The following is a 22,617-nucleotide window of genomic DNA, read 5'->3' on the forward strand; positions in this document are numbered from 1 at the left end:
CGACCAGAGCAGCGATGATCGCCGCGGTCGCTTCGATCATCTGTGCGGTGATTGCGGCGACAGCCTCGATCTATATCGCAACCCGCGCCGGTCGGCAGGCGGAAGCGGCGGGAGAGATTGCAAGAACGGCGCAGGCCGATGTCCAGAAACTACGCCGATATGTCTATGACAACGGCACGCTGACGGAAACCGAGATTGCGGGCGCGAAGATGGTCGTGCGCGTGAATGGCTCGGCCAATGCGGGGCCGGTATCGGTTCCGATCGACATGGAACGGTTCGTGCAAATCTGCGGAGACGCCGATGGCTGCCTGCTGACGCTTGGCGCAACCCGATTCCGGCAACAGATCGACGGCTTGACCGACGAATCCTACATCCTTCAGGTGCCATTGCAGGGTGCGCCGTGCCGCTTCTTCTGGGATGTGCAGACGCGCGGCTGGAGCCTGTCGCAGGCCTGTATCGCGACCTACGGCCTCTACGCCTATGCGGGGGTCTACCCTTTCGGAAGCTACCAGTTTTCACGCGCCTATCAGGTCTATGAATATGGTAATTTCTACGGCCATGACGATAGCCAGATTGGCAGTGATGTCGATACTCTGCCGCTGAACATTATGAGCTTCAAGGGCGCATGTTTCCTGTCGGAAGCGCCGCCGGATCGCGACCGGCGCGGCGGCCACCTTTTGCCGGATGACCCGCAAGCCACCGGGACCGGAGACGGCCTCTACCTCATCGCGTCATCACCAGACTGGGACGATACCGGCGCCTACCCAAAAGCGGACAGGGGCGGTAGAAGCCCATGGCCGGAAGATGATCCCTTACGCCAATGCGTGCTCATTGCCGAGGATTGAGGCTTTCGCGCAACCGGCAGACGGCGTCGGCTTCTTTGTTGCTCAAATACCGAACCGCTGTCGCCTCCAACAATGGAACAGCCGAAAATCAGCGCCGACGCACCCATTTCCAGCCGGTGATCATCGGACGCACCAGATCCTCGTGCTTCCACAAGCGGTAGAACAGGATCGCGGCAAGATGCAGCAGGACAAAGATCAGGATCAGGTTCGCGCCCAGATGATGCCATCCGACCGCCTGCCGCGCGGTTCCGCTGCCAACGGCGCTGGCCAGTGGTCCGACATTGATGAAATCATCCGGGTCCGCCATCAGCCCCGACACGACCTGCCAGCCCAGCACCAGCAAAATCGCGATGACCGAAATCGCACCGGCCGGATTGTGGCCGGGCCAGTTGCTTGGTTCTCGCCGCAGGATGCCTTTGAGATAGCGCATCAGCGCGCGCGGCCCCGGAATAAAGGTCGAGAACCGCGCCGGAGCCGGACCGATGAAGCCCCAGATCACCCGAAAGACTAGGAGCGACAGGATCGCATAACCCAACCAGAAATGCAGCGTCATGACGTTCGGGCCGAACTTGCCTAGGCACCAGTTGACGATGACCAGCACCGCCAGAAGCCAATGGCAGATGCGAAGCGCGGGGTCCCAGACCCGGACCCGTTTGGCGGGTTCGTTGCTCATCAGTCAGGCTTGCGATAGTCGTCGTGACAGTCCTTGCAGGCGCCGCCCAGCGTTTGCAGCGCCGCGCCGATATTCCCCTGTCCGCCGGTCACGGCGGCGGGCGCAGCAGCGGCGGCTTCCCTGAATCCGGCGAATTTGGCGCCGAAATCCTCGGTATTCTGCCAGATCGCGGGCAGGGCATCTGAATCGCCGTTGTCATCCGACGATGATCCTTCGACGAACAGCGACGGCAGGTCATAATTCGATAAAGCCGCAAGATTGTTCGCCGCCGCCTGCGCCGCGGCTTCGTCATATTCGATTTCGCCCTTGGCCATGCCGGACAGTTTTCCCATCTCGATCGACAGCATTTTCATATAGCCATGCCGCGCCTCGATCGCGTCATCGGCGTCCTGCGCGAAAAGCGGCAGCGGTATGGCAAGGCTGGCGGAAAGGATAGCGGTCTTCAGAACGTTCATGGCTGGCTCCTATGGGGCGGGCTATGTGTTTGAATTATCTGAACAGGCGTAGGTTGACTGTGGCAGAGCAATTTGTGTGGATCAATCACCCAGTCCGGCGATCACGCGCTTGCGATCAACCGCCACCCGTTCGCTCTGCGTGAAACCAAAAGACCCGGCGCGGGGGAAACTGCGCCGGGTCGAATGCCTTCACGATGTCCTAAGGGATCAGCTGTAAAGCGGAGTCACCCCGGCCTCCCCATGGATTCCGTTCACCGTCTCACGGTCGATCCCCATTGCCTGAGCCAGATCGTTCAAGTAGCGGGCCTCGGCCTCGCTATCCAGATCGATTGCCAGAAGCGAGACCAGATAAACCTGCGATTCCAGTCCTTTCGGCACTTCGCGCGCCAGTCCTGCCGCATCGACCGGCGCCGCCATCTGCTCGCGAATGAACTGACGCTCTTCTTCGTCGATATCATCGCCCAGATGACCCATGAGGCGCTGTTTTTCTTCGTCGTCGATCTTACCGTCCGACTTTGCTGCCTGAATCATCGCCCGCAGCATCAGCCCTGCCACGGCATTCTGCTCTGGCGTAGGCGCGACTTCGGGCTCGCCATTATTGGTGACGGCGTCGTTGAAAAGCTCGCCAAAGCTGGCGTCATTCGTGGCCTGCGAATCCTTGCGCGCAAGGCCGCCCGCCGCTGCACCGCCTGCCGCGCCACCCAGAAGGCCGCCCAGCAGATCGCCAAGACCGCCGCTGCCAGAGGTGCTGCCGCCCGTGCTTTTCCGACCGCCAGAAAGCTGACCCAGAAGATCGCCCAGACCACCCGAACCGCCGCCGCTGCCTCGCGCGCGATTGGTCAGATTATCCAAAATGCCGCCCAGCCCGCCGCTGGCCCCGGTCGAGTGTTCGCCACCATAGCGGCGACCGCTTCCGGCACCACGGCTGCCGCCGCCCAACACGCCGCCCAGCATGTCGCTGAGACTGCCGCCGCCGGTGCCGGAGGTGTTGTTCGACAGCAGACCATCCAGCAGACCGCCGCGTCGCTCGCCCTGCTGCTGGCCGACCTGACCAGAGCGACTACCCTGACCGCCTTGCTGACGCTGTTTCATTACCGTGCCAATACCCTTGGCCAGCATCACACCGGCAGCAACGCGGGCAAAAGTCTTCATCAAACTCATCAGAATCCTCCTTGGGGGCCTTCTGTGAAACGCGTGCCGACCCCAGGCTATGGCGGGAAACGAACGGTGGTGCATCAGGGTTCCCACCGCCGTATCAGAGCCTGTCTGCGGCGACCTTGGCAAGCGCCTGTCACACTGCCCCAGCTGCCCTTGATTTTTCCGATTACGGCTTATACATCGCGGCCCATGTTAATCGGGGCCGTTGGCCATGCCCCGCGATCAGGAGGCCGAGATGGCAAAGGCAAAATTTGAACGGACGAAACCGCACGTCAACATCGGGACGATTGGTCACGTTGACCACGGCAAGACGACGCTGACGGCGGCGATCACCAAATACTTTGGTGAATTCAAGGCATATGACCAGATCGACGGCGCGCCGGAAGAGAAAGCCCGCGGCATCACCATCTCGACCGCGCATGTGGAATACGAGTCGGATGCGCGTCACTACGCTCACGTCGACTGCCCCGGCCACGCTGACTATGTGAAGAACATGATCACCGGCGCGGCACAGATGGACGGCGCCATTCTGGTGGTGAACGCTGCCGACGGCCCGATGCCGCAAACGCGCGAGCACATCCTGCTGGGCCGTCAGGTCGGCATTCCCTTCATGGTCGTTTACCTGAACAAGGTCGATCAGGTGGATGACGAAGAGCTGCTGGAACTGGTCGAGATGGAAGTGCGCGAGCTGCTGTCGTCCTACGACTATCCGGGCGATGACATTCCGATCATCAAAGGCTCGGCTCTGGCCGCTCTGGAAGGCCGCGACGCCGCCATCGGCGAGGATTCGATCCGCGCGCTGATCGCTGCTGTCGACGAATACATCCCGACGCCCGAGCGCGCCGTGGACCAGCCGTTCCTGCTGCCGATCGAAGACGTGTTCTCGATCTCGGGCCGCGGCACGGTTGTGACCGGCCGGATCGAGCGTGGCGCCGTCAACGTGGGTGACGAACTGGAGATCGTGGGCATCCGCGACACCAAGAAAACCACCTGCACCGGCGTGGAAATGTTCCGCAAGCTGCTGGACCGCGGAGAGGCTGGCGACAACGTCGGCGTTCTGCTGCGCGGCATCGACCGTGACGGCGTCGAGCGTGGTCAGGTTCTGGCCAAGCCGAAATCGGTGACGCCGCACACCCAGTTCGAAGCAGAAGCCTATATCCTCACCAAAGAGGAAGGTGGCCGTCACACGCCGTTCTTCGCGAACTACCGTCCGCAGTTCTACTTCCGCACGACGGACGTGACCGGGACCGTGAAACTGCCGGAAGGCACGGAAATGGTGATGCCGGGCGACAACCTGAAGTTCGAAGTCGAGCTGATCGCGCCGATTGCGATGGAAGAGAAACTGCGCTTCGCAATCCGCGAAGGCGGCCGCACCGTCGGCGCCGGCGTGGTGTCGAAGATCATCAAGTGATCCCGTAGGGTGCGTGCTTGGCACGCACCTTGCTATCAACCAGAAAAGGCCGCTCCATCGGGGCGGCCTTTTTCGATTAGAATGTACAAGAAAACCCTTTGCATAGTGTAGCGCCATAAATAAGAAAGAACCTCTGTAGAGTGGACATTTGACTTGGAGCCTTAAAGATGTCGTTTTGGGAGAGCTTGAGCCAACCTCAGGCAACTTTGTTAAGTTCTTTCGTGACCGGCATATGTGCCTTGGGGGCGATATGGCTTGGGGCTAAATTCTTCACCAATAAGATAAAAGGCTTAGAGCAAGCGATTCGCGCCTCTCAAGATGCTGTTAATGTTCATCTAAACGAGACAGAAGCGGCAGTGAAAAAAACGGCAAGTGAGGTGATGCGCGCTATCTCCGATTGGTCTGTTGCACGGGAGGAAGAAAAAGAAATAGTTTCTTCCATCTCTGACCAGGTGGTCAACATCGCAAATACGCAGGCCGATGAACTACTAGATCGTGAGGCGGAGGTACCGAGTGACAACGAGGCATCTATCCGAGAGTCAAACGATGTTGAGGTCCGGACGCGAGATGACCTTCGTGACGCCTGGGCGGAAATTCAGGCTGCCATCGAAGCTATTTCTCGGCAAGATACTATTGATGGCAGGACGAGAGCAAAATATGCGCGTCAGGATCGCCGTAGTTACAACACTTTGATCGATCTACTAGAAGACGATAGGAACATCTCTAGAGAAGCGGCGGCTGCCGCTCGAGATGCGTTTGCCCTAAGAAACTCATTCCGCAGAAGAGTTGAGGAGCCAACACAAACGGATTGGGCGAATATGGATAGGCTAAGAGCTATCGTATTAGAGGATCTGCCTGCCGATTAGCGGGCGATCTGCACTTGACCTTATCTGACTTCTAACGCTATAGCGCCACCATCCTTGCTGAACGCTCGTTTTCGACGCGCGAATCGGCTATCTCAAAAGGTCGCCTAAGAATAGGGCGGCCTGCTCTTTTTTATACGGTTCGATGCTGGCGCCGCGTGGTGCGTTGTCAGCCTCTCAACTGGAACTCCCCGCCAGAGGGATGACTATGCAAAGTCAAAATATCCGCATCCGGCTGAAGGCTTTCGATTACCGTGTGCTGGACGCCAGCACTCAGGAAATCGTCAACACCGCCAAGCGCACCGGAGCGACTGTTCGCGGCCCGATTCCGCTGCCGAACAAGATCGAGAAATTCACCGTTCTTCGCGGCCCGCATATCGACAAGAAATCGCGTGACCAGTGGGAAATCCGTACCCACAAGCGTCTGCTGGATATCGTCGATCCGACCCCGCAGACCGTTGACGCCCTGATGAAGCTCGACCTCGCCGCCGGCGTGGATGTCGAGATCAAAGTCTAAGGAGGGCGACATGCTGCGTACTGGTGTTATCGCCAAGAAACTGGGCATGACCCGGCTGTTCCTTGAGGATGGCCGTCAGGTTCCGGTGACCGTCCTGCAACTGGACAACCTGCAAGTCGTCGATCAGCGCACCGCCGATCGTGACGGCTATACCGCCGTCCAGTTGGGCGCCGGTGAAGCCAAAGCCAAGCGCACGACCGCCGCAATGCGCGGTCACTTTGCCAAGGCTTCGGTCGCTCCCAAGCGCAAGATCGCGGAATTCCGCGTTGCCGAGGAAAACCTGATCAAGATCGGTGAAGAAATCACTGCCGACCACTACTTTGCTGGTCAGTTCGTGGACATCGCCGGCACCTCGATCGGTAAAGGTTTTGCCGGTGCCATGAAGCGCCACAACTTTGGTGGTCTGCGCGCCTCGCACGGTGTGTCGATCAGCCACCGCTCGCACGGTTCGACCGGCCAGTGCCAGGACCCCGGCAAGGTGTTCAAAGGCAAGAAAATGGCAGGTCATCTGGGTGCCGTTCGCGTCACCACGCAGAACCTGCAAGTCGTGCGCACCGATGCCGACCGTGGCCTGATCATGGTCAAGGGCTCGGTTCCCGGCTCGAAAGGTGGTTGGGTCACGATCAAGGATGCCGTCAAAAAAGTGACGCCCGAGAATGTGATCTATCCGGCCGCTCTGCGTTCCGCCGCTGCGGAAGCCAAGCGTCTGGCCGAGGAAGCTGCCGCTGCGGCCGCTGCCGAGGAAGAAGCCGCCCGCGAAGAAGCCGCCCGTCTGGCTGCCGAGCAAGAGGCTGCTGCGCTGGCAGAGGCCGAAGCTCAGATCGCTGCCGACAAGGCTGAAGCTGATCCGAACGCCACGCCGTCTGCTGAAGGCGACGCTGCGCCCGAAGGAGACAAAGAATGAAACTCGATGTGATCAAGCTGGATTCCGGTAAAGCCGGGTCGATCGAGCTGGCAGACGAGATCTTCGGGTTGGAGCCTCGCGGCGACATCCTGCAGCGCGTCGTTCGCTGGCAGCGCGCCAAGGCGCAGCAGGGCACCCACTCGGTGCTGGGCAAGTCGGACGTCAGCTACTCGACCAAGAAGATCTATCGCCAGAAAGGCACCGGCGGCGCTCGTCACGGTTCCCGCAAGGCGCCGACCTTCCGTCACGGTGGTGTCTATAAAGGCCCGACCCCGCGTTCGCACGCCTTCGATCTTCCGAAGAAAGTGCGCGCTCTGGGCCTGCGTCACGCCCTGTCCGCCAAGGCAACCGCTGGTGAGCTGGTGATCGTCGAGGATCTGAACCTCGCCGATGCCAAGACCTCGGCCGTCGCCAAAGCCGTCAAGGAAAACGGCTGGAAGCGCGTGCTGGTGATCGACGGTGCCGAAGTGAATGAAGGCTTCGCCCGTGCCGCCCGCAACCTGGAAGGCGTGGACATCCTGCCGTCCATCGGCGCCAACGTCTATGACATCCTGAAGCGTGACACGCTGGTGATCACGAAAGCCGGTGTCGAAGCTCTGGAGGCTCGCCTGAAATGAGCGCGAAAGCTGAACATTACGACGTGATCGTAAAGCCGATCATCACTGAAAAAGCGACCATGACTTCGGAAAACAACGGCGTTGTGTTCCAGGTCGCCAAAGACGCCAGCAAGCCGCAGATCAAAGAAGCGGTTGAGGCTCTGTTCGGTGTGAAGGTGAAGGCCGTGAACACGACCATCACCAAAGGCAAACAGAAACGCTTCAAAGGCCAGCTTGGCCGCCGTAGCGATGTGAAGAAAGCCTATGTCACCCTCGTCGAGGGTAACTCTATCGACGTGTCCACCGGACTCTGATAGCAGGCACGAATCTGCGGCCTCGGGCGACCGGGGCCGCTGATCTTTTGACGAAACGGACCTATCTCGGTCCAAAGCAACGGAAGACAGAAAGATGGCATTGAAGTCGTATAAACCGACGACGCCTGGCCAGCGCGGGCTGGTTCTGATCGACCGTTCGGAGCTTTGGAAAGGTCGCCCGGTCAAGTCCCTCACCGAGGGGTTGACCAAGAAAGGCGGTCGGAACAACACCGGACGGATCACCATGCGCCGCAAAGGCGGCGGGGCAAAGCGCCTGTATCGCATCGTCGATTTCAAGCGTAACAAATTCGACGTGGCCGCCACGGTCGAGCGGATCGAATACGATCCCAACCGCACCGCTTTCATCGCGCTGGTGAAATACGAAGACGGCGAGCAGGCTTATATCCTTGCGCCGCAGCGTCTGGCAGTTGGCGACAAGGTCGTTGCCGGTTCCAAAGTTGACGTGAAGCCCGGTAACGCGATGCCCTTCAGCGGCATGCCGATTGGCACGATCGTTCACAACGTCGAGCTGAAAGCCGGTAAAGGCGGTCAGATCGCCCGTTCGGCTGGCACCTATGCCCAGTTCGTCGGTCGCGATGGTGGCTACGCCCAGATCCGCCTGTCCTCGGGTGAACTGCGTCTGGTCCGTCAGGAATGCATGGCAACCATCGGTGCCGTGTCGAACGCCGACCATTCGAACCAGAACCTTGGTAAAGCTGGCCGTAACCGCCATAAGGGCATCCGCCCGAGCGTTCGCGGTGTTGCGATGAACCCGATCGATCACCCGCATGGTGGTGGTGAGGGCCGGACTTCTGGTGGCCGCACGCCGGTCACGCCTTGGGGTAAAGACACCAAGGGCAAGAAGACCCGCAGCAACAAGGCGACCGACAAGTATATCCTGCGGTCGCGTCACGCGAAGAAGAAGGGGCGTTAATCCATGGCACGTTCTATCTGGAAGGGCCCCTTTGTTGACGCCTATGTGCTCAAGAAAGCGGAAAAAGCCCGTGAGTCGGGGAAATCCGACGTTATCAAGATCTGGTCGCGTCGTTCGACCATCCTGCCGCAATTTGTCGGCCTCACCTTTGGTGTTTACAACGGGCACAAGCATATCCCGGTGAACGTCTCCGAAGAGATGATCGGTCAGAAATTCGGTGAATATTCGCCCACCCGGACCTATTACGGTCATGCGGCGGACAAGAAAGCCAAGAGGAAGTAATCGTCATGGGTAAGGAACAGAATCCGCGCCGCGTGGCGGATAACGAGGCTTTCGCGAAGATCAAGATGCTTCGCGTGTCGCCGCAGAAACTGAACCTCGTCGCGCAACTGATCCGCGGCAAGAAAGTCGATCGCGCTCTGGCCGATCTGACCTTCTCGCACAAGCGTATCGCCGGTGACGTGAAGAAGTGCCTGCAATCGGCGATCGCCAATGCCGAGAACAACCACAATCTCGACGTCGACAGCCTGATCGTCGCCGAGGCATGGGTTGGCAAAAACCTGGTGATGAAGCGTGGCCGTCCGCGGGCGCGTGGCCGTTATGGCAAGATCATGAAGCCGTTTTCGGAAATCACCATCAAGGTGCGCCAAGTCGAGGAGCAAGCGTAATGGGTCAGAAGGTCAATCCGATCGGGATGCGCCTGCAGGTCAACCGCACCTGGGACAGCCGCTGGTACGCCGACGACAAAGACTATGGCAATCTGCTTCTTGAAGACCTGAAAATCCGGGACTTCATCAAGAAAGAGGCCAAACAGGCCGGCATCAGCCGCGTCATCATCGAGCGTCCGCACAAAAAGTGCCGCGTGACCATTCACGCAGCGCGTCCGGGCGTCATCATCGGCAAAAAAGGCGCCGATATCGAAGTGCTGCGCAAGAAGCTGGCGAATTTCACCAGCAGCGAATTGCACCTGAACATCGTCGAAGTGCGCAAGCCCGAAGTCGATGCAGCACTGGTCGCCGAATCGATCGCTCAGCAGCTTGAGCGTCGGGTTTCGTTCCGCCGCGCCATGAAGCGTGCGGTTCAGAACGCGATGCGTATGGGCGCACTGGGTATTCGTGTGAACGTGTCGGGTCGCCTTGGCGGCGCCGAGATCGCCCGCACCGAATGGTATCGTGAAGGCCGTGTGCCGCTGCACACGCTTCGCGCCGATATCGACTATGCGCTGGCCGAAGCCTCGACCCCTTACGGGATCATCGGGGTGAAGGTGTGGATCTTCAAAGGCGAGATCATGGAGCATGACCCCCAAGCCCGCGACCGTAAGGCCGCCGAGGCGCAGGATGGTCCGGCTCCGCGTGGTCCGCGCCGTGACCGCGACGCGCGCTAAGGAGAAGAGCAATGCTGCAACCGAAACGGACCAAGTTCCGCAAACAGCACAAGGGCCGCATCCACGGCGAAGCCAAGGGCGGTTTCGCCCTGAACTTCGGCTCGTATGCGCTGAAGGCGACCGAGCCTGAGCGTGTGACGGCCCGCCAGATCGAAGCGGCTCGCCGCGCGATCACCCGCCATATGAAACGTCAGGGCCGGGTCTGGATCCGGATTTTCCCGGACGTTCCGGTCTCGTCGAAACCTACCGAAGTCCGTATGGGTAAAGGTAAGGGCTCGGTCGATTTCTGGGCTGCCCGCGTCCATCCGGGCCGCATCATGTTCGAGATCGACGGCGTGTCCGACGAAATCGCACGTGAAGCGCTGCGCCTTGGCGCGCAGAAGCTGCCGGTTCTGACCCGCATCGTCGCGCGCGAAGACTGGTAAGAGGCGGTGGGCTGAAAGCCCGCGCTACGGAATAGACCCCGCCGGGAAACTGGCGGGGTTTGCCCTTTCTCCCGTTACGCGGGAAAGGGGCTTGCAAAGACCCGGCTTCGCCTGTATGGGCAGGCCTTCATCACGAAACTCCACCGGAATCAGGGTGGCCCTGTGAAGCAGGGGCTCTCCGGTGATGTTGAAAGGAATAGCGCAATGGATGCGCAAGACTTGCGTTCGAAAACGCCTGACCAGTTGAAAGATCAACTCGTCGCGCTGAAGAAAGAAGCCTTCAATCTGCGTTTCCAGCAGGCCACCGGCCAGTTGGAAGGCACTGCACGTATGCGCAGCGTCCGTCGTGACGTCGCCCGCGTGAAGACCATTCTGAACCAGAAAGCGGCAGAAGCCGCAGCATCGAACTAAGGAGCCCGGCCCATGCCTAAACGCATCCTGCAAGGCCGCGTGACCAGCGACAAAAACGAACAGACCGTCACCGTTCTGGTCGAGCGTCGCTTCAAACACCCGGTGCTGCACAAGATTGTTCGCTCGTCGAAGAAATACCGCGCCCATGACGCGGAGAACCAGTTCAAGGTTGGCGATACCGTTCGTATCATCGAATGTGCGCCGATCTCGAAAACGAAACGCTGGACTGTCCTGACGGACGAAGCCGCTTCGGCATAAGTCCTTCATCACAGATCAGAAATGATCGAAACCCTGGGGCCGGATTGGCCGGTCCCCAAAGGTCGGGAGAAACCAAATGATCCAGATGCAGACCAATCTGGATGTTGCTGACAACTCCGGCGCTCGCCGGGTTCAGTGCATCAAGGTCCTGGGTGGTTCGCACCGTCGCTATGCGTCGGTGGGCGACATTATTGTCGTGTCCGTCAAGGAAGCCATCCCGCGGGGCCGGGTCAAGAAAGGCGACGTCCGCAAGGCCGTAGTCGTCCGCACCGCAAAAGAAGTCACCCGTGAAGACGGCACTTCGATCCGCTTCGACCGCAATGCTGCCGTCATCCTGAACAACCAGGGTGAGCCGGTCGGGACCCGTATCTTCGGGCCGGTCGTGCGCGAGCTGCGTGCGAAGAACTTCATGAAGATCATCTCGCTTGCTCCGGAGGTGCTGTAATGGCTGCCAAGCTGAAAAAAGGCGACAAGGTCGTCGTCCTTGCCGGCAAGGACAAGGGCAAGCAGGGCGAAATCACGTCCGTGTTCCCGAAAGAGAACAAGGCAGTCGTTGATGGCATCAATATCGCGATCCGTCACCAGCGCCAGACCCAGAACAGCCAGGGCGGCCGCATCCCGAAAGCGATGCCGATCGACCTGTCGAACCTCGCGCTGCTGGACAAGAACGGCAAAGCGACCCGCGTCGGCTTCCGCGAGGAAGAGGGCAAGAAGGTCCGTTTCGCCAAGACCACGGGAGACGTGATCTGATGCTGGACGCAACCAAATACACTCCTCGCCTGAAGGCGCAGTACCGCGAAGTCATTCGCGCTGCGATGAAGGAAGAGTTCGGCTATAAGAACGACATGCAGATCCCGCGTCTGGACAAGATCGTCCTGAACATGGGCATCGGCGAAGCCGTGAAAGACACCAAGAAGGTGAAACAGGGCGCTGAAGAGCTGTCGCTGATCGCCGGTCAGAAGGCTGTCATCACCAAAGCCAAGAACTCGATCGCAGGTTTCCGCGTTCGCGAGGAAATGCCGCTCGGCACCAAGGTGACCCTGCGTGGCGACCGGATGTACGAATTCCTGGACCGCCTGATCAACGTGGCTCTGCCCCGCGTCCGCGACTTCCGCGGCGTCAAGGGCTCTTCTTTCGACGGTCGTGGCAACTATGCCATGGGCCTGAAAGAGCACATCGTTTTCCCGGAGATCAACTTCGACAAGGTCGACGAAGTTCTGGGGATGGACATCATCATCTGCACCAACGCGAAGACCGACGCGGAAGCGAAGTCGCTGTTGAAGCATTTCAACATGCCGTTCAACAGCTGATCGCGGAGGGAAGAAGATATGGCTAAAAAATCCATGGTCGAGCGCGAGAAGAAGCGCGAACGTCTGGTTCAGAAATTCGCTGCAAAGCGTGCTGAGCTGAACGAAATCGTCAAAGACCAGTCCCGTCCGATGGAAGAGCGGTTCAAGGCTACGCTGAAGCTGGCCAAACTGCCGCGCAATTCGTCGGAAACGCGCCTGCACAACCGGTGCCAACTGACCGGTCGTCCGCATGCGTATTACCGCAAACTGAAACTGTCGCGGATCATGCTGCGCGAGCTGGGCTCGCACGGTCAGATCCCCGGCCTGGTCAAGTCCAGCTGGTAAGGGGGCATTATGAATATGAACGATCCTCTCGGCGATATGCTGACCCGCATCCGCAATGCGCAGATGCGCGGCAAATCGACCGTTCGCACCCCGTCCTCGAAGCTGCGTGCTTGGGTTCTGGATGTGCTGAAAGCCGAAGGTTACATCCGCGGCTATGAAGAAGTCACCACCGATGCTGGCCATAACGAGCTGGAAATCGGTCTGAAGTATCACGATGGCGCCCCGGTGATCCGGGAACTGTCGCGCGTTTCGAAGCCTGGCCGCCGCGTTTACGCCGGCGCCAAGGAAATCCCGCAGGTCCGTCAGGGTCTGGGCGTTTCGATCGTGTCGACTCCGAAAGGCGTCATGTCGGATGCAGCGGCTCGCAATGCCAATGTTGGCGGCGAAGTCCTCTGCACCGTGTTCTAAGGAGGGCAGCAGATGTCTCGGATTGGTAAAAAGCCGGTCGCTCTGCCCAAGGGCGTGACGGCTGAAGTCAAAGGCCAGACCATCGAAGTGAAGGGTCCGAAAGGCACCCGCAGCTTCACCGCAACGGACGATGTCGATCTGTTGGTGGAAGAGGGTACGGTCACGGTGAAACCGCGCGGCGCCTCGAAGCGTGCTCGCCAGCAGTGGGGCATGACCCGCTCGATGGTCGAGAACCTGACGGTCGGCGTGTCGGAAGGCTTCAAGAAAGAACTGGAAATCCAGGGCGTGGGTTACCGCGCTGCAATGCAGGGCAAGACCCTGAAACTGCAACTGGGCTACAGCCACGAAGTGAACTTCGAGACCCCGGAAGGCGTCACGATCACTTCGCCGAAGCAGACCGAAATCGTTGTGGAAGGCATCGACCAGCAGCTTGTTGGTCAGGTGGCCGCGAATATCCGCGAGTGGCGCCGCCCCGAGCCCTATAAGGGCAAGGGCATCCGCTACAAGGGTGAATTCGTCTTCCGCAAGGAAGGCAAGAAGAAGTAAGGGGCGCAGAAATGGCACTGAAAAAGCAAGAGCTGTTCCAGAAGCGCCGCCTGCGCGTACGGAACAAATTGCGGGCGATGTCGAATGGCCGTCCGCGCATGTCGGTTCACCGTTCGTCGAAGAACATCTCGGTTCAGGTCATCGACGATCTGAACGGCGTGACCCTGGCTTCGGCCAGCACGCTGGAGAAGGATTTCGGCGTCGTGGGCAAGAACAACGTCGAGGCTGCTGCCAAAATCGGTGCAGCTATCGCCGAGCGTGCGAAGAAAGCCGGTGTGGAAGAAGTCGTCTTCGACCGCGGCGGTTTCCTGTTCCACGGCAAGGTCAAAGCCTTGGCCGACGCTGCCCGCGAAGGTGGCCTGAAGTTCTGATGAAGGAGGACGGCGTTCTCGCCGTCCCGATGATCCGGGGGCTGTCCGATTTTTCGGGCGCCCACCAGGATTGGACCAATCGGCGCCAGTCGTGCGCCACCGTAGAAGGAATGCCTTATGGCAGAACGTGAAAACCGCCGGGGTCGCCGCGAAGAGCGCGAAGAAACCCCGGAATTCGCCGATCGCTTGGTTGCGATCAACCGCGTGTCGAAAACCGTCAAAGGTGGTAAGCGCTTTGGCTTCGCCGCTTTGGTCGTTGTCGGCGATCAGCGTGGCCGTGTGGGCTTCGGCAAGGGTAAGGCCAAAGAGGTCCCCGAGGCGATCCGCAAGGCGACTGAACAAGCCAAGCGCAACATGGTTCGCGTGGCTCTGCGCGATGGCCGGACGCTGCACCACGATGTCGAGGGCCGTCATGGCGCCGGCAAAGTGATCATGCGCACCGCCGTTCCGGGGACCGGGATCATCGCCGGTGGTCCGATGCGTGCCGTTTTCGAAATGCTGGGCGTTCAGGACGTCGTGGCCAAGTCGCAGGGGTCGCAAAACCCCTACAACATGATCCGCGCCACTCTGGACGGTCTGAAAAAGGAATCGAGCCCCCGTTCGGTCGCGCAGCGTCGCGGCAAGAAAGTGGCCGACATCTTGCCGCAGGACAACAAGCGCGCGGCTGCTGAAGCCGTAGAAGCGTAAGGAGACCGGGACATGGCAAAAACCATCGTCGTGAAGCAGATCGGCTCGCCGATCCGCCGCCCCGCCATCCAGCGTGAGACGCTGAAAGGCCTGGGCCTGAACAAGATGAACCGCACCCGCGAGCTGGAAGATACTCCGGCCGTGCGCGGCATGGTCAACAAGATCTCGCATCTGGTGACCATCATCGAAGAAAAGAACTGATCCTTTCAAGGATCGGACCGATTGCACGCCCCGGAGAAATCCGGGGCGTTTTTCGTTTTCAGAATGCCCGTCACGTTCAGGATCGGGAACCACCCGGCTTACCCGGTGTTGGCCCTCGCGATGGCGGTGATTTTTCCCTTGCGCTTCCCGCATTGAAACACCGTCAAATCTGAGGAGGTGCGGAATGCAACATCCTGTGGTCTCGCGCGAGGATTGGCTTACGGCGCGACGGGCGCTTCTTGCCGCCGAGAAAGAGCTGACCCATCAGCGCGACAAGATCACCAGACAGCGGTTGGCGCTGCCATGGGTGAAGGTTGAAAAAGAATATGTCTTCGACACTCTGGACGGGCCACGAAGTCTGTCGGATCTTTTCGAAGGGCGATCACAGCTACTGGTGCAGCATTTCATGTTTGGCCCCGGATGGAAGCAGGGTTGCCCAAGCTGTTCTTTCATGGCCGACCATTTCGATGGCATGAATCTGCATCTGGCGCATCACGATGTGACGATGGTCGCCATCTCTCGGGCGACGCTGGAAGAGATCGAGCCTTTTCGCCGCCGCATGGGATGGCAATTCACGTGGGTGTCGTCGAACGGAAGCCCGTTCAATCATGATTTCCGGGTCAGCTTCACGCCTCAGGAGATCGAGAGCGGCAAGATCGACTACAATTTCGGGCAATGGGATGAGACTGGCGAGGAATGGCCGGGCATCAGCGCTTTCGTCAAGGACGAATCCGGCGAGGTGTTCCACACTTATTCCACCTATGGCCGCGGTGTAGAGGTGATGATGGGAACCTACGCAATGCTCGACCTTGCGCCGAAGGGTCGCAATGAGACCAGTGGAATGGGGTGGCTGCGTCACCATGACCGCTACGAATAGCAGAGGTCGCAGCCCATGAAGGCGATGCGCCCCGGACTTTGCCGGGACGCATCGAGCAAATCAGTTCGCGTTCTTACGACGACGCAGCGCGGACAGACCGGCTGCGGCAGCAAGCAACAACAGGCCCGATGCCGGCAGCGGAACCGGAGCAGGTTGATTCAGGTCGCCGGTCACATCGACAGTGTAACCCGAAGCGCCGCCGTGATCTTCGCGCAGGATCTGCAGGTAGTGGAGACCCGAACCGAGATCGCCCAGCGACAGGCTGAACTCACCCGGGATCGCACTGCCCGGACGCAGATGACCGCCAAGGAAAGTGCCGTTCAGCCAGACGAACAGGCCGTTATCGACGCCAAACGAGGCGTTGACATTGCTCAGGCCGCCCGCGCCGCCGTCCAGCGTGTAGATGATCGCGGTTTCGTCGTTGATCGTCCATGATGTCGGGATCGCAACAGGGCCTGCCGACCATGTGCCGCCCGGAGCAGCCGGGTTGCTCAACCAGTCGCCAAGTGCGGCCGAAGCCGAGGACAGATCAGGCTCGTTTCCGGCCGGGATGTCGAGGCTGGGATCGCCGCCGCTGACATTGGCAAGCGGGAACATGAAGTTGCCGCCGAACGGGTTGGTCCCGTCCAGCGAGGTGCCGATGCCGTTGTTATAGTAACCTTGGGTCGAATTATCGATCAGGGTCGCGGCCATTGCGGTGGTGCTGGCCGCGAGCGCAAAACCGACTGCGAAAGCCGCAGTCTTCAAGCTTTTCATTCGGGTCTCCATTCACTTTTTACAGGTAAAACATTAACGGAGCGCTACACCCATAGGCTCTGCCGACAAAACGAAAAATTCGCATATAACTGAAATATCGTGCTTGCTCAGGTCGCCGATTGTGCGCCCGGTTTTGACGCAACTTAAGGATGTGAGTTTTGTGCGGCGGCGCTATCCATCGCTCTCGCGGCAGGCATAGACGGTGCCGCCGACTGCGACGACGCTGACTGCCGCTCCTGCGGCGAGGACAGGGGAGGCTGCGACGGTTGCCGCCGCGCCGCCGATCGAGCTGAGCGCGCCAGAGATATAACCGCTCGATCCACTGATGATCACCGCGCCCGATCCGTCGGGCAGCGCCTGCAGGCCGCGAACCGTGCCGCGCGCCGCTGCGCCGGTCATGGCGACCGCGGCGTTCTTGGTCTGGTTCACGCGCTGGCAGAAACTGCGCGAGGGACGCTCGCACCGGCCATAGGAATCACGCTCGCCCAGATCGATGCCGATGATCGAATCCGATTCCTGATCGTGGCGCAGGCAGAACGGGGTGCGTTGTTCGTCGGTCAGCTCCGGCGTGAGGCTGCGCAGCACCACATAGCTGGGGCAGTTGTCGCGGCCCCATCGGGTGAAGACGATTTCGCGCATGCTGAAATGATCACGGAGTCCGTCTTCGTCGCGGTCATAGGCCAGCGCGACATCCTTGCCGCTGATGCGGGCGGTGCAGAAAACGGGATCAGCAGCCTCGACCGCGGTGCTGCCCGCTGCCAGAAAAATCGCGCCGCCAAGAAAGCCGAGAAGATGTCGCATGTTAGTCATCCGGGGAGGGTGTCTCCTATCGGTGATAGCGCGCGGTGGCGGCACGGCAATTCACATCCGGTTGTGAAGATTGTGACGGGCCAGGGCGCGGCGAAAATGCCACGGGATAAGGCCACAGATGCGGCCCTGCGACCCTTGAACCGTCGGACCGTTCCGTTTATACGCCGCGGGTGCCCCTGCAGGGGCCGACTCAATGAAGCAAGAAATGCCGTGTCCGTCCCACATCGCTTCGGGGGCGCGTCCGGCCAAGGAGAAGCGATATGAAACTGCATGAGATTCGCGACAACGAAGGCGCGAACCGCAAGAAAAAGCGCGTTGCGCGTGGTCCCGGCTCGGGCAAGGGTAAAACCGCCGGCCGTGGTATCAAAGGTCAGAAATCCCGCTCGGGTGTGGCGCTGAACGGTTATGAAGGCGGCCAAATGCCGCTGTACCGCCGCCTGCCGAAGCGTGGCTTTACCAAGCCGAATGCAAAATCCTTCGCAGTCGTCAATCTGGGCCAGATCCAGACCTTCATCGACGCGGGCAAGCTGGACGGCAAAGCCGACGTGACCGAGGATGCGCTGGTTGCATCGGGTCTGGTGCGCCGCAAGCTGGACGGTATCCGTCTGCTGGCCAAGGGCGAACTGAAAGCCAAGGTGACGATCGCCGTGACCGGCGCGTCGAAAGCGGCTGTCGAGGCCGTCGAAAAGGCGGGCGGCAAGGTGTCGCTGCCGGCAGTGGCTGAGGTGGCGGAATAAGCTGTTGAACGGGGCGCGCGCGCCCCATAGATAGCGAAAAGGTTTTCCTGGCGCCGCCGGAACCGGAAACGGGTCGGCGGCGCTGTCATGACACGGGACGAAAACATATGGCGTCAGCCGCAGAACAGATGGCCGCGAACCTCTCGTGGGGGGCATTCAGCAAGGCCACCGAGCTTAAACAGCGCATCTGGTTCACGATCGGGCTGCTGATCATTTACCGTCTGGGCACCTATATTCCGGTTCCCGGCATCGACGGCGGCGCGCTTCGCAACTTCATGGAGCAGGCGCAGTCCGGCATCGGGGGGATTCTCTCGATGTTCACCGGCGGTGCCCTTGGCCGGATGGGTGTGTTCGCGCTTGGCATCATGCCCTACATTTCGGCCTCGATCATCGTTCAGCTTTTGACTTCGATGGTTCCTTCGCTGGAGCAGTTGAAGAAAGAAGGCGAGCAGGGCCGCAAGAAGATCAACCAATACACACGCTACGGCACCGTCGCACTGGCGCTGTTCCAGGCTTACGGTCTGGCGAAAAGCCTTGAGGCGGGCGGTCTGGCGCATGATCCGGGGCTGTTCTTCCAGGCCTCGGTGGTCATCACGCTGGTCGGCGGCACCATGTTCCTGATGTGGCTGGGTGAACAGATCACCGCACGCGGCATCGGCAACGGTATCTCGCTGATCATCTTCGTCGGGATCGTCGCAGAAATACCCACGCACATCGCGCAGTTTCTTGCGCAGGGCGCTGTGGAAGGCGCCACGATGCTGACGCTGGGCGTTATCGTGATGGTCGTCGCGGTGATCACCTTCGTCGTCTTCATGGAGCGCGCGCTTCGCAAGATTCGCATCCAGTATCCCCGGCGTCAGGTTGGCATGAAGATCTATGACGGTCAGTCGTCGCATCTTCCGGTCAAGGTCAACCCGGCGGGCGTGATCCCGGCGATCTTTGCCAGCTCGCTGCTGCTGCTGCCGATCACCATCTCGACCTTCTCGGGCGGTCAGACCGGGCCGATCATGTCGGTCATCCTCGCTTATTTTGGGCCGGGGCAACCGCTTTACCTGCTGTTCTTCGCGGCGATGATCGTCTTCTTCACCTTCTTCTATACCCACAATGTCAGCTTCAAATCCGACGACGTGGCGGAGAACCTGAAGAATCAGGGCGGTTTCGTGCCGGGCATTCGTCCGGGCAAACGGACCGAGGAATATCTGGACTATGTGGTAAACCGGATTCTGGTTATCGGCTCGGCCTATCTTGCGGCTGTCTGTCTGTTGCCGGAAATCCTGCGGCACCAGTGGTCGATTCCGTTCTACTTTGGCGGAACCTCGGTGCTGATCGTGGTCTCCGTGACGATGGACACGATCAATCAGGTGCAAAGCCACTTGCTTGCGCACCAATACGAAGGTCTGATCGAAAAATCTCAGCTTCGCGGTAAGCGTAAGCCGGGAACCGCGAAGCCGCGTCGCTCGCCGACTCGCCGCTGATGCGGGACTGACAGACGATCAACGATCCCGGAGCCGCGCAACGACGTAGGGTCCGGGCCATCGTGCCGAAGACGGACTAGCTAGGGGACGGAAGCCATGACCATCAATATCATCCTGTTGGGGCCGCCCGGTGCCGGTAAGGGAACGCAGGCGCGCATTCTGGTGGAAGAGCGTGGTCTGCAACAGCTTTCGACCGGAGACATGCTTCGTGCCGCCCGCAATTCGGGCACCGAGATGGGCAAGAAGGTTGCCGATGTCATGGACCGCGGCGAGCTGGTCACCGATGAAATCGTCATCGGGCTGATCCGCGAGAAGCTGTCCGAGGGTGGCAACGGCTTCATCTTCGACGGTTTCCCGCGGACGCTTGCCCAGGCCGATGCGCTTGGTCATCTGCTTGATGAGACCGGGATGATTCTCGACGCCGTCATCGAAATGCAGGTCGAAGATGATGCGCTGGTCCGGCGGATCACCGGGCGCTTCACCTGCGGCAATTGCGGCGAAGTCTATCATGACGAGACTCGTCCGACGAAACAGCCGGGCGTCTGCGACGTCTGTGGCTCTACCGATTTGCGTCGCCGTGCCGACGACAATGAGGAAAGCCTGAAAACCCGTCTGCTTGAATATTACAAGAAGACCTCGCCGCTTATTGGTTATTACTACGCCAAAGAGAAGCTGACCTCGGTCGATGGGCTGGGCGCACAAGAGGCCGTCTCGCGCGATATTGCGGCCGTTCTGAACGGGCGATAACGTTATCGGGGCAGGGGCGATGCAAAGCGGGCGGGGCTTGTCAAGAAGTTTCTGCCTGCGCCCTTGACGATCGGCGGATCAGCTTATAAATCACGGTCTCTCGCAAGAGAATCACTCGAAATTGACGGGTGGAAAATGGCTCGGCCCGAAGGCATGCCTTCCGGGCCGTATGTTGTGAAAAAAGGTTCCGGGGTTACGGAACCGCAACCGAAAAGGAAAACGCGTGGCTCGTATTGCTGGCGTCAACATTCCGACGGGGAAACGCGTCCCCATCGCTCTGACCTATATCCACGGCATCGGCCCGATGCATGCTTCGCAGATCGTCGAAGCTGTCGGTATCGATCCTGCCCGTCGCGTGAATGACCTGTCGGACGCCGAAGTTTTGCAGATCCGCGAATATATCGACGCGAACCTGACCGTCGAAGGCGACCTGCGCCGCGAAACCCAGATGAACATCAAACGGATGATGGATCTGGGCTCGTATCGTGGTCTGCGTCACCGTCGCGGCCTGCCGGTTCGCGGTCAGCGCACGCACACCAATGCCCGCACCCGCAAGGGCCCGGCGAAGCCGATCGCCGGCAAGAAGAAGTAAGGGGGAACGGACATGGCTCGCGATAAAACCCGCGTTAAGCGCAAAGAGCGCAAGAATATCGCTTCTGGCGTCGCTCACGTGAACTCCAGCTTCAACAACACCAAGATCCTGATCTCGGACGTGCAAGGCAATGCGATCGCATGGTCGTCGGCCGGCACCATGGGTTTCAAGGGTTCGCGCAAATCGACCCCCTACGCCGCGCAGATGGCCGCAGAAGATGCGGGCCGCAAGGCACAGGAACACGGCGTCCGCACGCTGGAAGTCGAAGTTCAAGGCCCCGGTTCGGGTCGTGAATCGGCTCTGCGCGCGCTGGCGGCTGTTGGTTTCAACATCACCGCAATCCGCGACGTGACGCCGATCGCACATAACGGCTGCCGCCCCCCGAAGCGTCGCCGCGTCTGATTTCAGATGAAGATTTGCCGGACCGCGCCCTGTTGCGCGGTTCGGTTGTTACGTTTTCAACCTCGGGCGTTTCCGGCCTTGGACATGGGGCGGAAACAAGAATGGAGGCAAACGCATGATCCATAAGAATTGGGCTGAGCTGATCAAGCCGACGCAGCTTGTCGTCAAGCCCGGCGCCGATGCGACCCGCACCGCGACCCTGATCGCCGAGCCGCTGGAGCGTGGCTTCGGCCTGACGCTGGGCAACGCGCTGCGTCGCGTTCTGCTGTCCTCGTTGCAGGGCGGCGCGATCACCTCGGTGCAGATCGACAACGTGCTGCACGAGTTCAGCAGCGTGGCGGGCGTCCGTGAGGACGTGACCGACATCGTGCTGAACCTGAAGGGCGTCACGCTGAAAATGGATGTCGAAGGTCCGAAACGCCTGTCGCTGACCGCAAAAGGTCCGGGCGAGGTCAAGGCCAGCGACATTCAGGAAACTGCCGGGATCACGGTTCTGAACCGCGATCACGTCATCTGCCATCTGGACGACGGCGCCGATCTGAGCATGGAACTGACCGTGCAGACCGGCAAAGGCTATGTCGCCGCCGACAAGAACCGCCCGGAAGATGCGCCGATCGGCCTGATTCCGATCGATGCGATCTTCTCGCCGGTGAAGCGCGTCAGCTATGAAGTCACCCCGACCCGCGAAGGTCAGGTTCTGGACTATGACAAGCTGACGATGAAGATCGAAACCGATGGTTCGCTGACCCCGGAAGATGCCGTGGCCTATGCCGCGCGCATCGTTCAGGATCAGTTGTCTGTCTTCGTGAACTTCGACGAGCCGGAATCGGCAAGCCGTCAGGACAGCGACGAAGGTCTGGAATTCGATCCGCGTCTGCTGAAGAAAGTGGACGAGCTGGAATTGTCGGTCCGTTCGGCGAACTGCCTGAAGAACGACAATATCGTCTATATCGGCGACCTGATCCAGAAGACCGAAGCAGAGATGCTGCGCACGCCGAACTTCGGCCGCAAGTCGCTGAACGAGATCAAGGAAGTGCTTTCGGGCATGGGTCTGCATCTTGGGATGGACGTGGTCGATTGGCCGCCGGAAAACATCGAAGATCTGGCCAAGCGTTTCGACGACCAGTTTTAAGTTAAGGCGGGGTGCGCTATGGCGCACCCTTCCGCACCGGGCATCCCGCCCCAAGGAGAGTGGCCCGCACGCATGGGCTGCCGGACAAAGCAAA

Annotated in this window: 35 protein-coding genes; 30 read left to right on the forward strand and 5 right to left on the reverse strand. The window is 60.0% G+C overall.

Features of this window, described 5'->3' with window-relative positions; genetic code table 11:
• Positions 1–14 precede the first annotated feature (14 nt).
• Positions 15–845, forward strand: coding sequence for a hypothetical protein (locus tag JJJ17_RS02975; protein ID WP_200683662.1), 831 nt, complete (start codon positions 15–17; stop codon positions 843–845).
• An 88-nt stretch (positions 846–933) separates the two neighbouring features.
• Here the strand turns inward: JJJ17_RS02975 and JJJ17_RS02980 are convergent, their stop codons facing one another.
• The 3 genes from JJJ17_RS02980 to JJJ17_RS02990 form a co-directional block, all read right to left on the reverse strand.
• Positions 934–1,518 carry a cytochrome b/b6 domain-containing protein gene (locus JJJ17_RS02980; protein WP_200683663.1) on the reverse strand — a complete coding sequence of 195 codons (585 nt, stop codon included), beginning with the start codon at positions 1,516–1,518 and terminating at the stop codon, positions 934–936.
• Positions 1,518–1,973: a c-type cytochrome gene (locus tag JJJ17_RS02985; protein ID WP_234463848.1), complete on the reverse strand. Its 456-nt coding sequence runs from the start codon at positions 1,971–1,973 to the stop codon at positions 1,518–1,520. The genes JJJ17_RS02980 and JJJ17_RS02985 overlap by 1 nt, the downstream gene beginning before the upstream one ends.
• A 207-nt stretch (positions 1,974–2,180) precedes the next feature.
• Positions 2,181–3,134, reverse strand: a complete 954-nt coding sequence (locus JJJ17_RS02990; RefSeq protein WP_200683665.1) for a tellurite resistance TerB family protein — start codon at positions 3,132–3,134, stop codon at positions 2,181–2,183.
• A gap of 232 nt (positions 3,135–3,366) precedes the next feature.
• Between JJJ17_RS02990 and tuf the strand changes: the two genes are divergently transcribed.
• The 23 genes from tuf (at position 3,367) to JJJ17_RS03105 (ending at position 15,872) form a co-directional block, all read left to right on the forward strand.
• Positions 3,367–4,542 (forward strand): elongation factor Tu, encoded by a 1,176-nt coding sequence (tuf, locus tag JJJ17_RS02995; RefSeq protein WP_200683667.1) that lies wholly within the window; start codon positions 3,367–3,369, stop codon positions 4,540–4,542.
• Positions 4,543–4,709: 167 nt separating this feature from the next.
• The gene (locus JJJ17_RS03000; protein ID WP_200683668.1) at positions 4,710–5,408 is read left to right on the forward strand and encodes a hypothetical protein; all 699 of its coding nucleotides are present in this window, start codon (positions 4,710–4,712) and stop codon (positions 5,406–5,408) included.
• A 205-nt stretch (positions 5,409–5,613) separates the two neighbouring features.
• Positions 5,614–5,922, forward strand: a complete 309-nt coding sequence (gene rpsJ, locus JJJ17_RS03005; protein ID WP_042247848.1) for a 30S ribosomal protein S10 — start codon at positions 5,614–5,616, stop codon at positions 5,920–5,922.
• A gap of 10 nt (positions 5,923–5,932) precedes the next feature.
• The gene (gene rplC, locus JJJ17_RS03010; RefSeq protein ID WP_200683669.1) at positions 5,933–6,826 is read left to right on the forward strand and encodes a 50S ribosomal protein L3; all 894 of its coding nucleotides are present in this window, start codon (positions 5,933–5,935) and stop codon (positions 6,824–6,826) included.
• The gene (rplD, locus tag JJJ17_RS03015) at positions 6,823–7,443 is read left to right on the forward strand and encodes a 50S ribosomal protein L4 (protein ID WP_200683671.1); all 621 of its coding nucleotides are present in this window, start codon (positions 6,823–6,825) and stop codon (positions 7,441–7,443) included. The genes rplC and rplD overlap by 4 nt, the downstream gene beginning before the upstream one ends.
• Complete coding sequence (locus tag JJJ17_RS03020) at positions 7,440–7,736, forward strand: 50S ribosomal protein L23 (RefSeq protein ID WP_200683673.1); 297 nt, start codon at positions 7,440–7,442, stop codon at positions 7,734–7,736. Before rplD ends, JJJ17_RS03020 begins: the two co-directional genes overlap by 4 nt.
• Positions 7,737–7,830: 94 nt before the next feature.
• Positions 7,831–8,670, forward strand: coding sequence for a 50S ribosomal protein L2 (gene rplB, locus JJJ17_RS03025; RefSeq protein ID WP_200683675.1), 840 nt, complete (start codon positions 7,831–7,833; stop codon positions 8,668–8,670).
• A gap of 3 nt (positions 8,671–8,673) precedes the next feature.
• The gene (rpsS, locus tag JJJ17_RS03030; RefSeq protein WP_200683676.1) at positions 8,674–8,952 is read left to right on the forward strand and encodes a 30S ribosomal protein S19; all 279 of its coding nucleotides are present in this window, start codon (positions 8,674–8,676) and stop codon (positions 8,950–8,952) included.
• A 5-nt stretch (positions 8,953–8,957) separates the two neighbouring features.
• Positions 8,958–9,338: a 50S ribosomal protein L22 gene (gene rplV / locus JJJ17_RS03035; RefSeq protein ID WP_200683677.1), complete on the forward strand. Its 381-nt coding sequence runs from the start codon at positions 8,958–8,960 to the stop codon at positions 9,336–9,338.
• Positions 9,338–10,054 carry a 30S ribosomal protein S3 gene (gene rpsC, locus JJJ17_RS03040; RefSeq protein ID WP_200683678.1) on the forward strand — a complete coding sequence of 239 codons (717 nt, stop codon included), beginning with the start codon at positions 9,338–9,340 and terminating at the stop codon, positions 10,052–10,054. Before rplV ends, rpsC begins: the two co-directional genes overlap by 1 nt.
• A gap of 11 nt (positions 10,055–10,065) precedes the next feature.
• Positions 10,066–10,479 (forward strand): 50S ribosomal protein L16, encoded by a 414-nt coding sequence (gene rplP, locus JJJ17_RS03045; protein ID WP_200683679.1) that lies wholly within the window; start codon positions 10,066–10,068, stop codon positions 10,477–10,479.
• Between the two features lie 204 nt (positions 10,480–10,683).
• A complete protein-coding gene (gene rpmC, locus JJJ17_RS03050) occupies positions 10,684–10,890 on the forward strand; it encodes a 50S ribosomal protein L29 (RefSeq protein WP_200683680.1) in 207 nt (68 codons plus the stop codon).
• 12 nt (positions 10,891–10,902) lie between these two features.
• On the forward strand, positions 10,903–11,148 hold the full coding sequence (gene rpsQ, locus JJJ17_RS03055) for a 30S ribosomal protein S17 (RefSeq protein ID WP_200683681.1): 246 nt from the start codon (positions 10,903–10,905) through the stop codon (positions 11,146–11,148).
• A gap of 76 nt (positions 11,149–11,224) precedes the next feature.
• A complete protein-coding gene (gene rplN / locus JJJ17_RS03060) occupies positions 11,225–11,593 on the forward strand; it encodes a 50S ribosomal protein L14 (RefSeq protein ID WP_090746457.1) in 369 nt (122 codons plus the stop codon).
• Positions 11,593–11,898 (forward strand): 50S ribosomal protein L24, encoded by a 306-nt coding sequence (rplX, locus tag JJJ17_RS03065; RefSeq protein ID WP_200683682.1) that lies wholly within the window; start codon positions 11,593–11,595, stop codon positions 11,896–11,898. Before rplN ends, rplX begins: the two co-directional genes overlap by 1 nt.
• The gene (rplE, locus tag JJJ17_RS03070; RefSeq protein WP_200683684.1) at positions 11,898–12,458 is read left to right on the forward strand and encodes a 50S ribosomal protein L5; all 561 of its coding nucleotides are present in this window, start codon (positions 11,898–11,900) and stop codon (positions 12,456–12,458) included. The genes rplX and rplE overlap by 1 nt, the downstream gene beginning before the upstream one ends.
• An 18-nt stretch (positions 12,459–12,476) precedes the next feature.
• The gene (rpsN, locus tag JJJ17_RS03075; protein ID WP_200683686.1) at positions 12,477–12,782 is read left to right on the forward strand and encodes a 30S ribosomal protein S14; all 306 of its coding nucleotides are present in this window, start codon (positions 12,477–12,479) and stop codon (positions 12,780–12,782) included.
• Between the two features lie 9 nt (positions 12,783–12,791).
• The gene (gene rpsH, locus JJJ17_RS03080; protein ID WP_200683688.1) at positions 12,792–13,190 is read left to right on the forward strand and encodes a 30S ribosomal protein S8; all 399 of its coding nucleotides are present in this window, start codon (positions 12,792–12,794) and stop codon (positions 13,188–13,190) included.
• Between the two features lie 12 nt (positions 13,191–13,202).
• Complete coding sequence (gene rplF, locus JJJ17_RS03085) at positions 13,203–13,736, forward strand: 50S ribosomal protein L6 (RefSeq protein WP_200683690.1); 534 nt, start codon at positions 13,203–13,205, stop codon at positions 13,734–13,736.
• Positions 13,737–13,747: 11 nt separating this feature from the next.
• Complete coding sequence (rplR, locus tag JJJ17_RS03090) at positions 13,748–14,107, forward strand: 50S ribosomal protein L18 (protein ID WP_200683692.1); 360 nt, start codon at positions 13,748–13,750, stop codon at positions 14,105–14,107.
• Between the two features lie 117 nt (positions 14,108–14,224).
• A complete protein-coding gene (gene rpsE, locus JJJ17_RS03095) occupies positions 14,225–14,794 on the forward strand; it encodes a 30S ribosomal protein S5 (protein ID WP_200683694.1) in 570 nt (189 codons plus the stop codon).
• 12 nt (positions 14,795–14,806) lie between these two features.
• Positions 14,807–14,995 carry a 50S ribosomal protein L30 gene (gene rpmD / locus JJJ17_RS03100; protein WP_200683696.1) on the forward strand — a complete coding sequence of 63 codons (189 nt, stop codon included), beginning with the start codon at positions 14,807–14,809 and terminating at the stop codon, positions 14,993–14,995.
• A gap of 184 nt (positions 14,996–15,179) precedes the next feature.
• Positions 15,180–15,872, forward strand: coding sequence for a DUF899 domain-containing protein (locus tag JJJ17_RS03105; protein WP_200683698.1), 693 nt, complete (start codon positions 15,180–15,182; stop codon positions 15,870–15,872).
• Positions 15,873–15,932: 60 nt separating this feature from the next.
• Here the strand turns inward: JJJ17_RS03105 and JJJ17_RS03110 are convergent, their stop codons facing one another.
• A complete protein-coding gene (locus JJJ17_RS03110; protein ID WP_200683699.1) occupies positions 15,933–16,628 on the reverse strand; it encodes a VPLPA-CTERM sorting domain-containing protein in 696 nt (231 codons plus the stop codon).
• A gap of 171 nt (positions 16,629–16,799) precedes the next feature.
• Positions 16,800–17,429, reverse strand: a complete 630-nt coding sequence (locus JJJ17_RS03115; protein WP_200683700.1) for a hypothetical protein — start codon at positions 17,427–17,429, stop codon at positions 16,800–16,802.
• Positions 17,430–17,698: 269 nt separating this feature from the next.
• Between JJJ17_RS03115 and rplO the strand changes: the two genes are divergently transcribed.
• The 6 genes from rplO to JJJ17_RS03145 all read left to right on the forward strand — a co-directional run bounded on the left by rplO (position 17,699) and on the right by JJJ17_RS03145 (position 22,523).
• The gene (gene rplO, locus JJJ17_RS03120) at positions 17,699–18,175 is read left to right on the forward strand and encodes a 50S ribosomal protein L15 (protein WP_200683701.1); all 477 of its coding nucleotides are present in this window, start codon (positions 17,699–17,701) and stop codon (positions 18,173–18,175) included.
• A 107-nt stretch (positions 18,176–18,282) separates the two neighbouring features.
• Positions 18,283–19,650 (forward strand): preprotein translocase subunit SecY, encoded by a 1,368-nt coding sequence (gene secY, locus JJJ17_RS03125; RefSeq protein WP_200683702.1) that lies wholly within the window; start codon positions 18,283–18,285, stop codon positions 19,648–19,650.
• 96 nt (positions 19,651–19,746) lie between these two features.
• The gene (locus JJJ17_RS03130) at positions 19,747–20,397 is read left to right on the forward strand and encodes an adenylate kinase (RefSeq protein ID WP_200683703.1); all 651 of its coding nucleotides are present in this window, start codon (positions 19,747–19,749) and stop codon (positions 20,395–20,397) included.
• 223 nt (positions 20,398–20,620) lie between these two features.
• A complete protein-coding gene (gene rpsM, locus JJJ17_RS03135; RefSeq protein WP_200683704.1) occupies positions 20,621–20,989 on the forward strand; it encodes a 30S ribosomal protein S13 in 369 nt (122 codons plus the stop codon).
• 12 nt (positions 20,990–21,001) lie between these two features.
• A complete protein-coding gene (gene rpsK / locus JJJ17_RS03140) occupies positions 21,002–21,391 on the forward strand; it encodes a 30S ribosomal protein S11 (RefSeq protein WP_200683706.1) in 390 nt (129 codons plus the stop codon).
• Positions 21,392–21,506: 115 nt separating this feature from the next.
• Positions 21,507–22,523 (forward strand): DNA-directed RNA polymerase subunit alpha, encoded by a 1,017-nt coding sequence (locus tag JJJ17_RS03145; RefSeq protein WP_200683707.1) that lies wholly within the window; start codon positions 21,507–21,509, stop codon positions 22,521–22,523.
• The last annotated feature ends 94 nt before the right edge of the window (positions 22,524–22,617 follow it).

The sequence above is a fragment of the Paracoccus caeni genome (assembly GCF_016629665.1).
Lineage (GTDB): Bacteria > Pseudomonadota > Alphaproteobacteria > Rhodobacterales > Rhodobacteraceae > Paracoccus > Paracoccus caeni.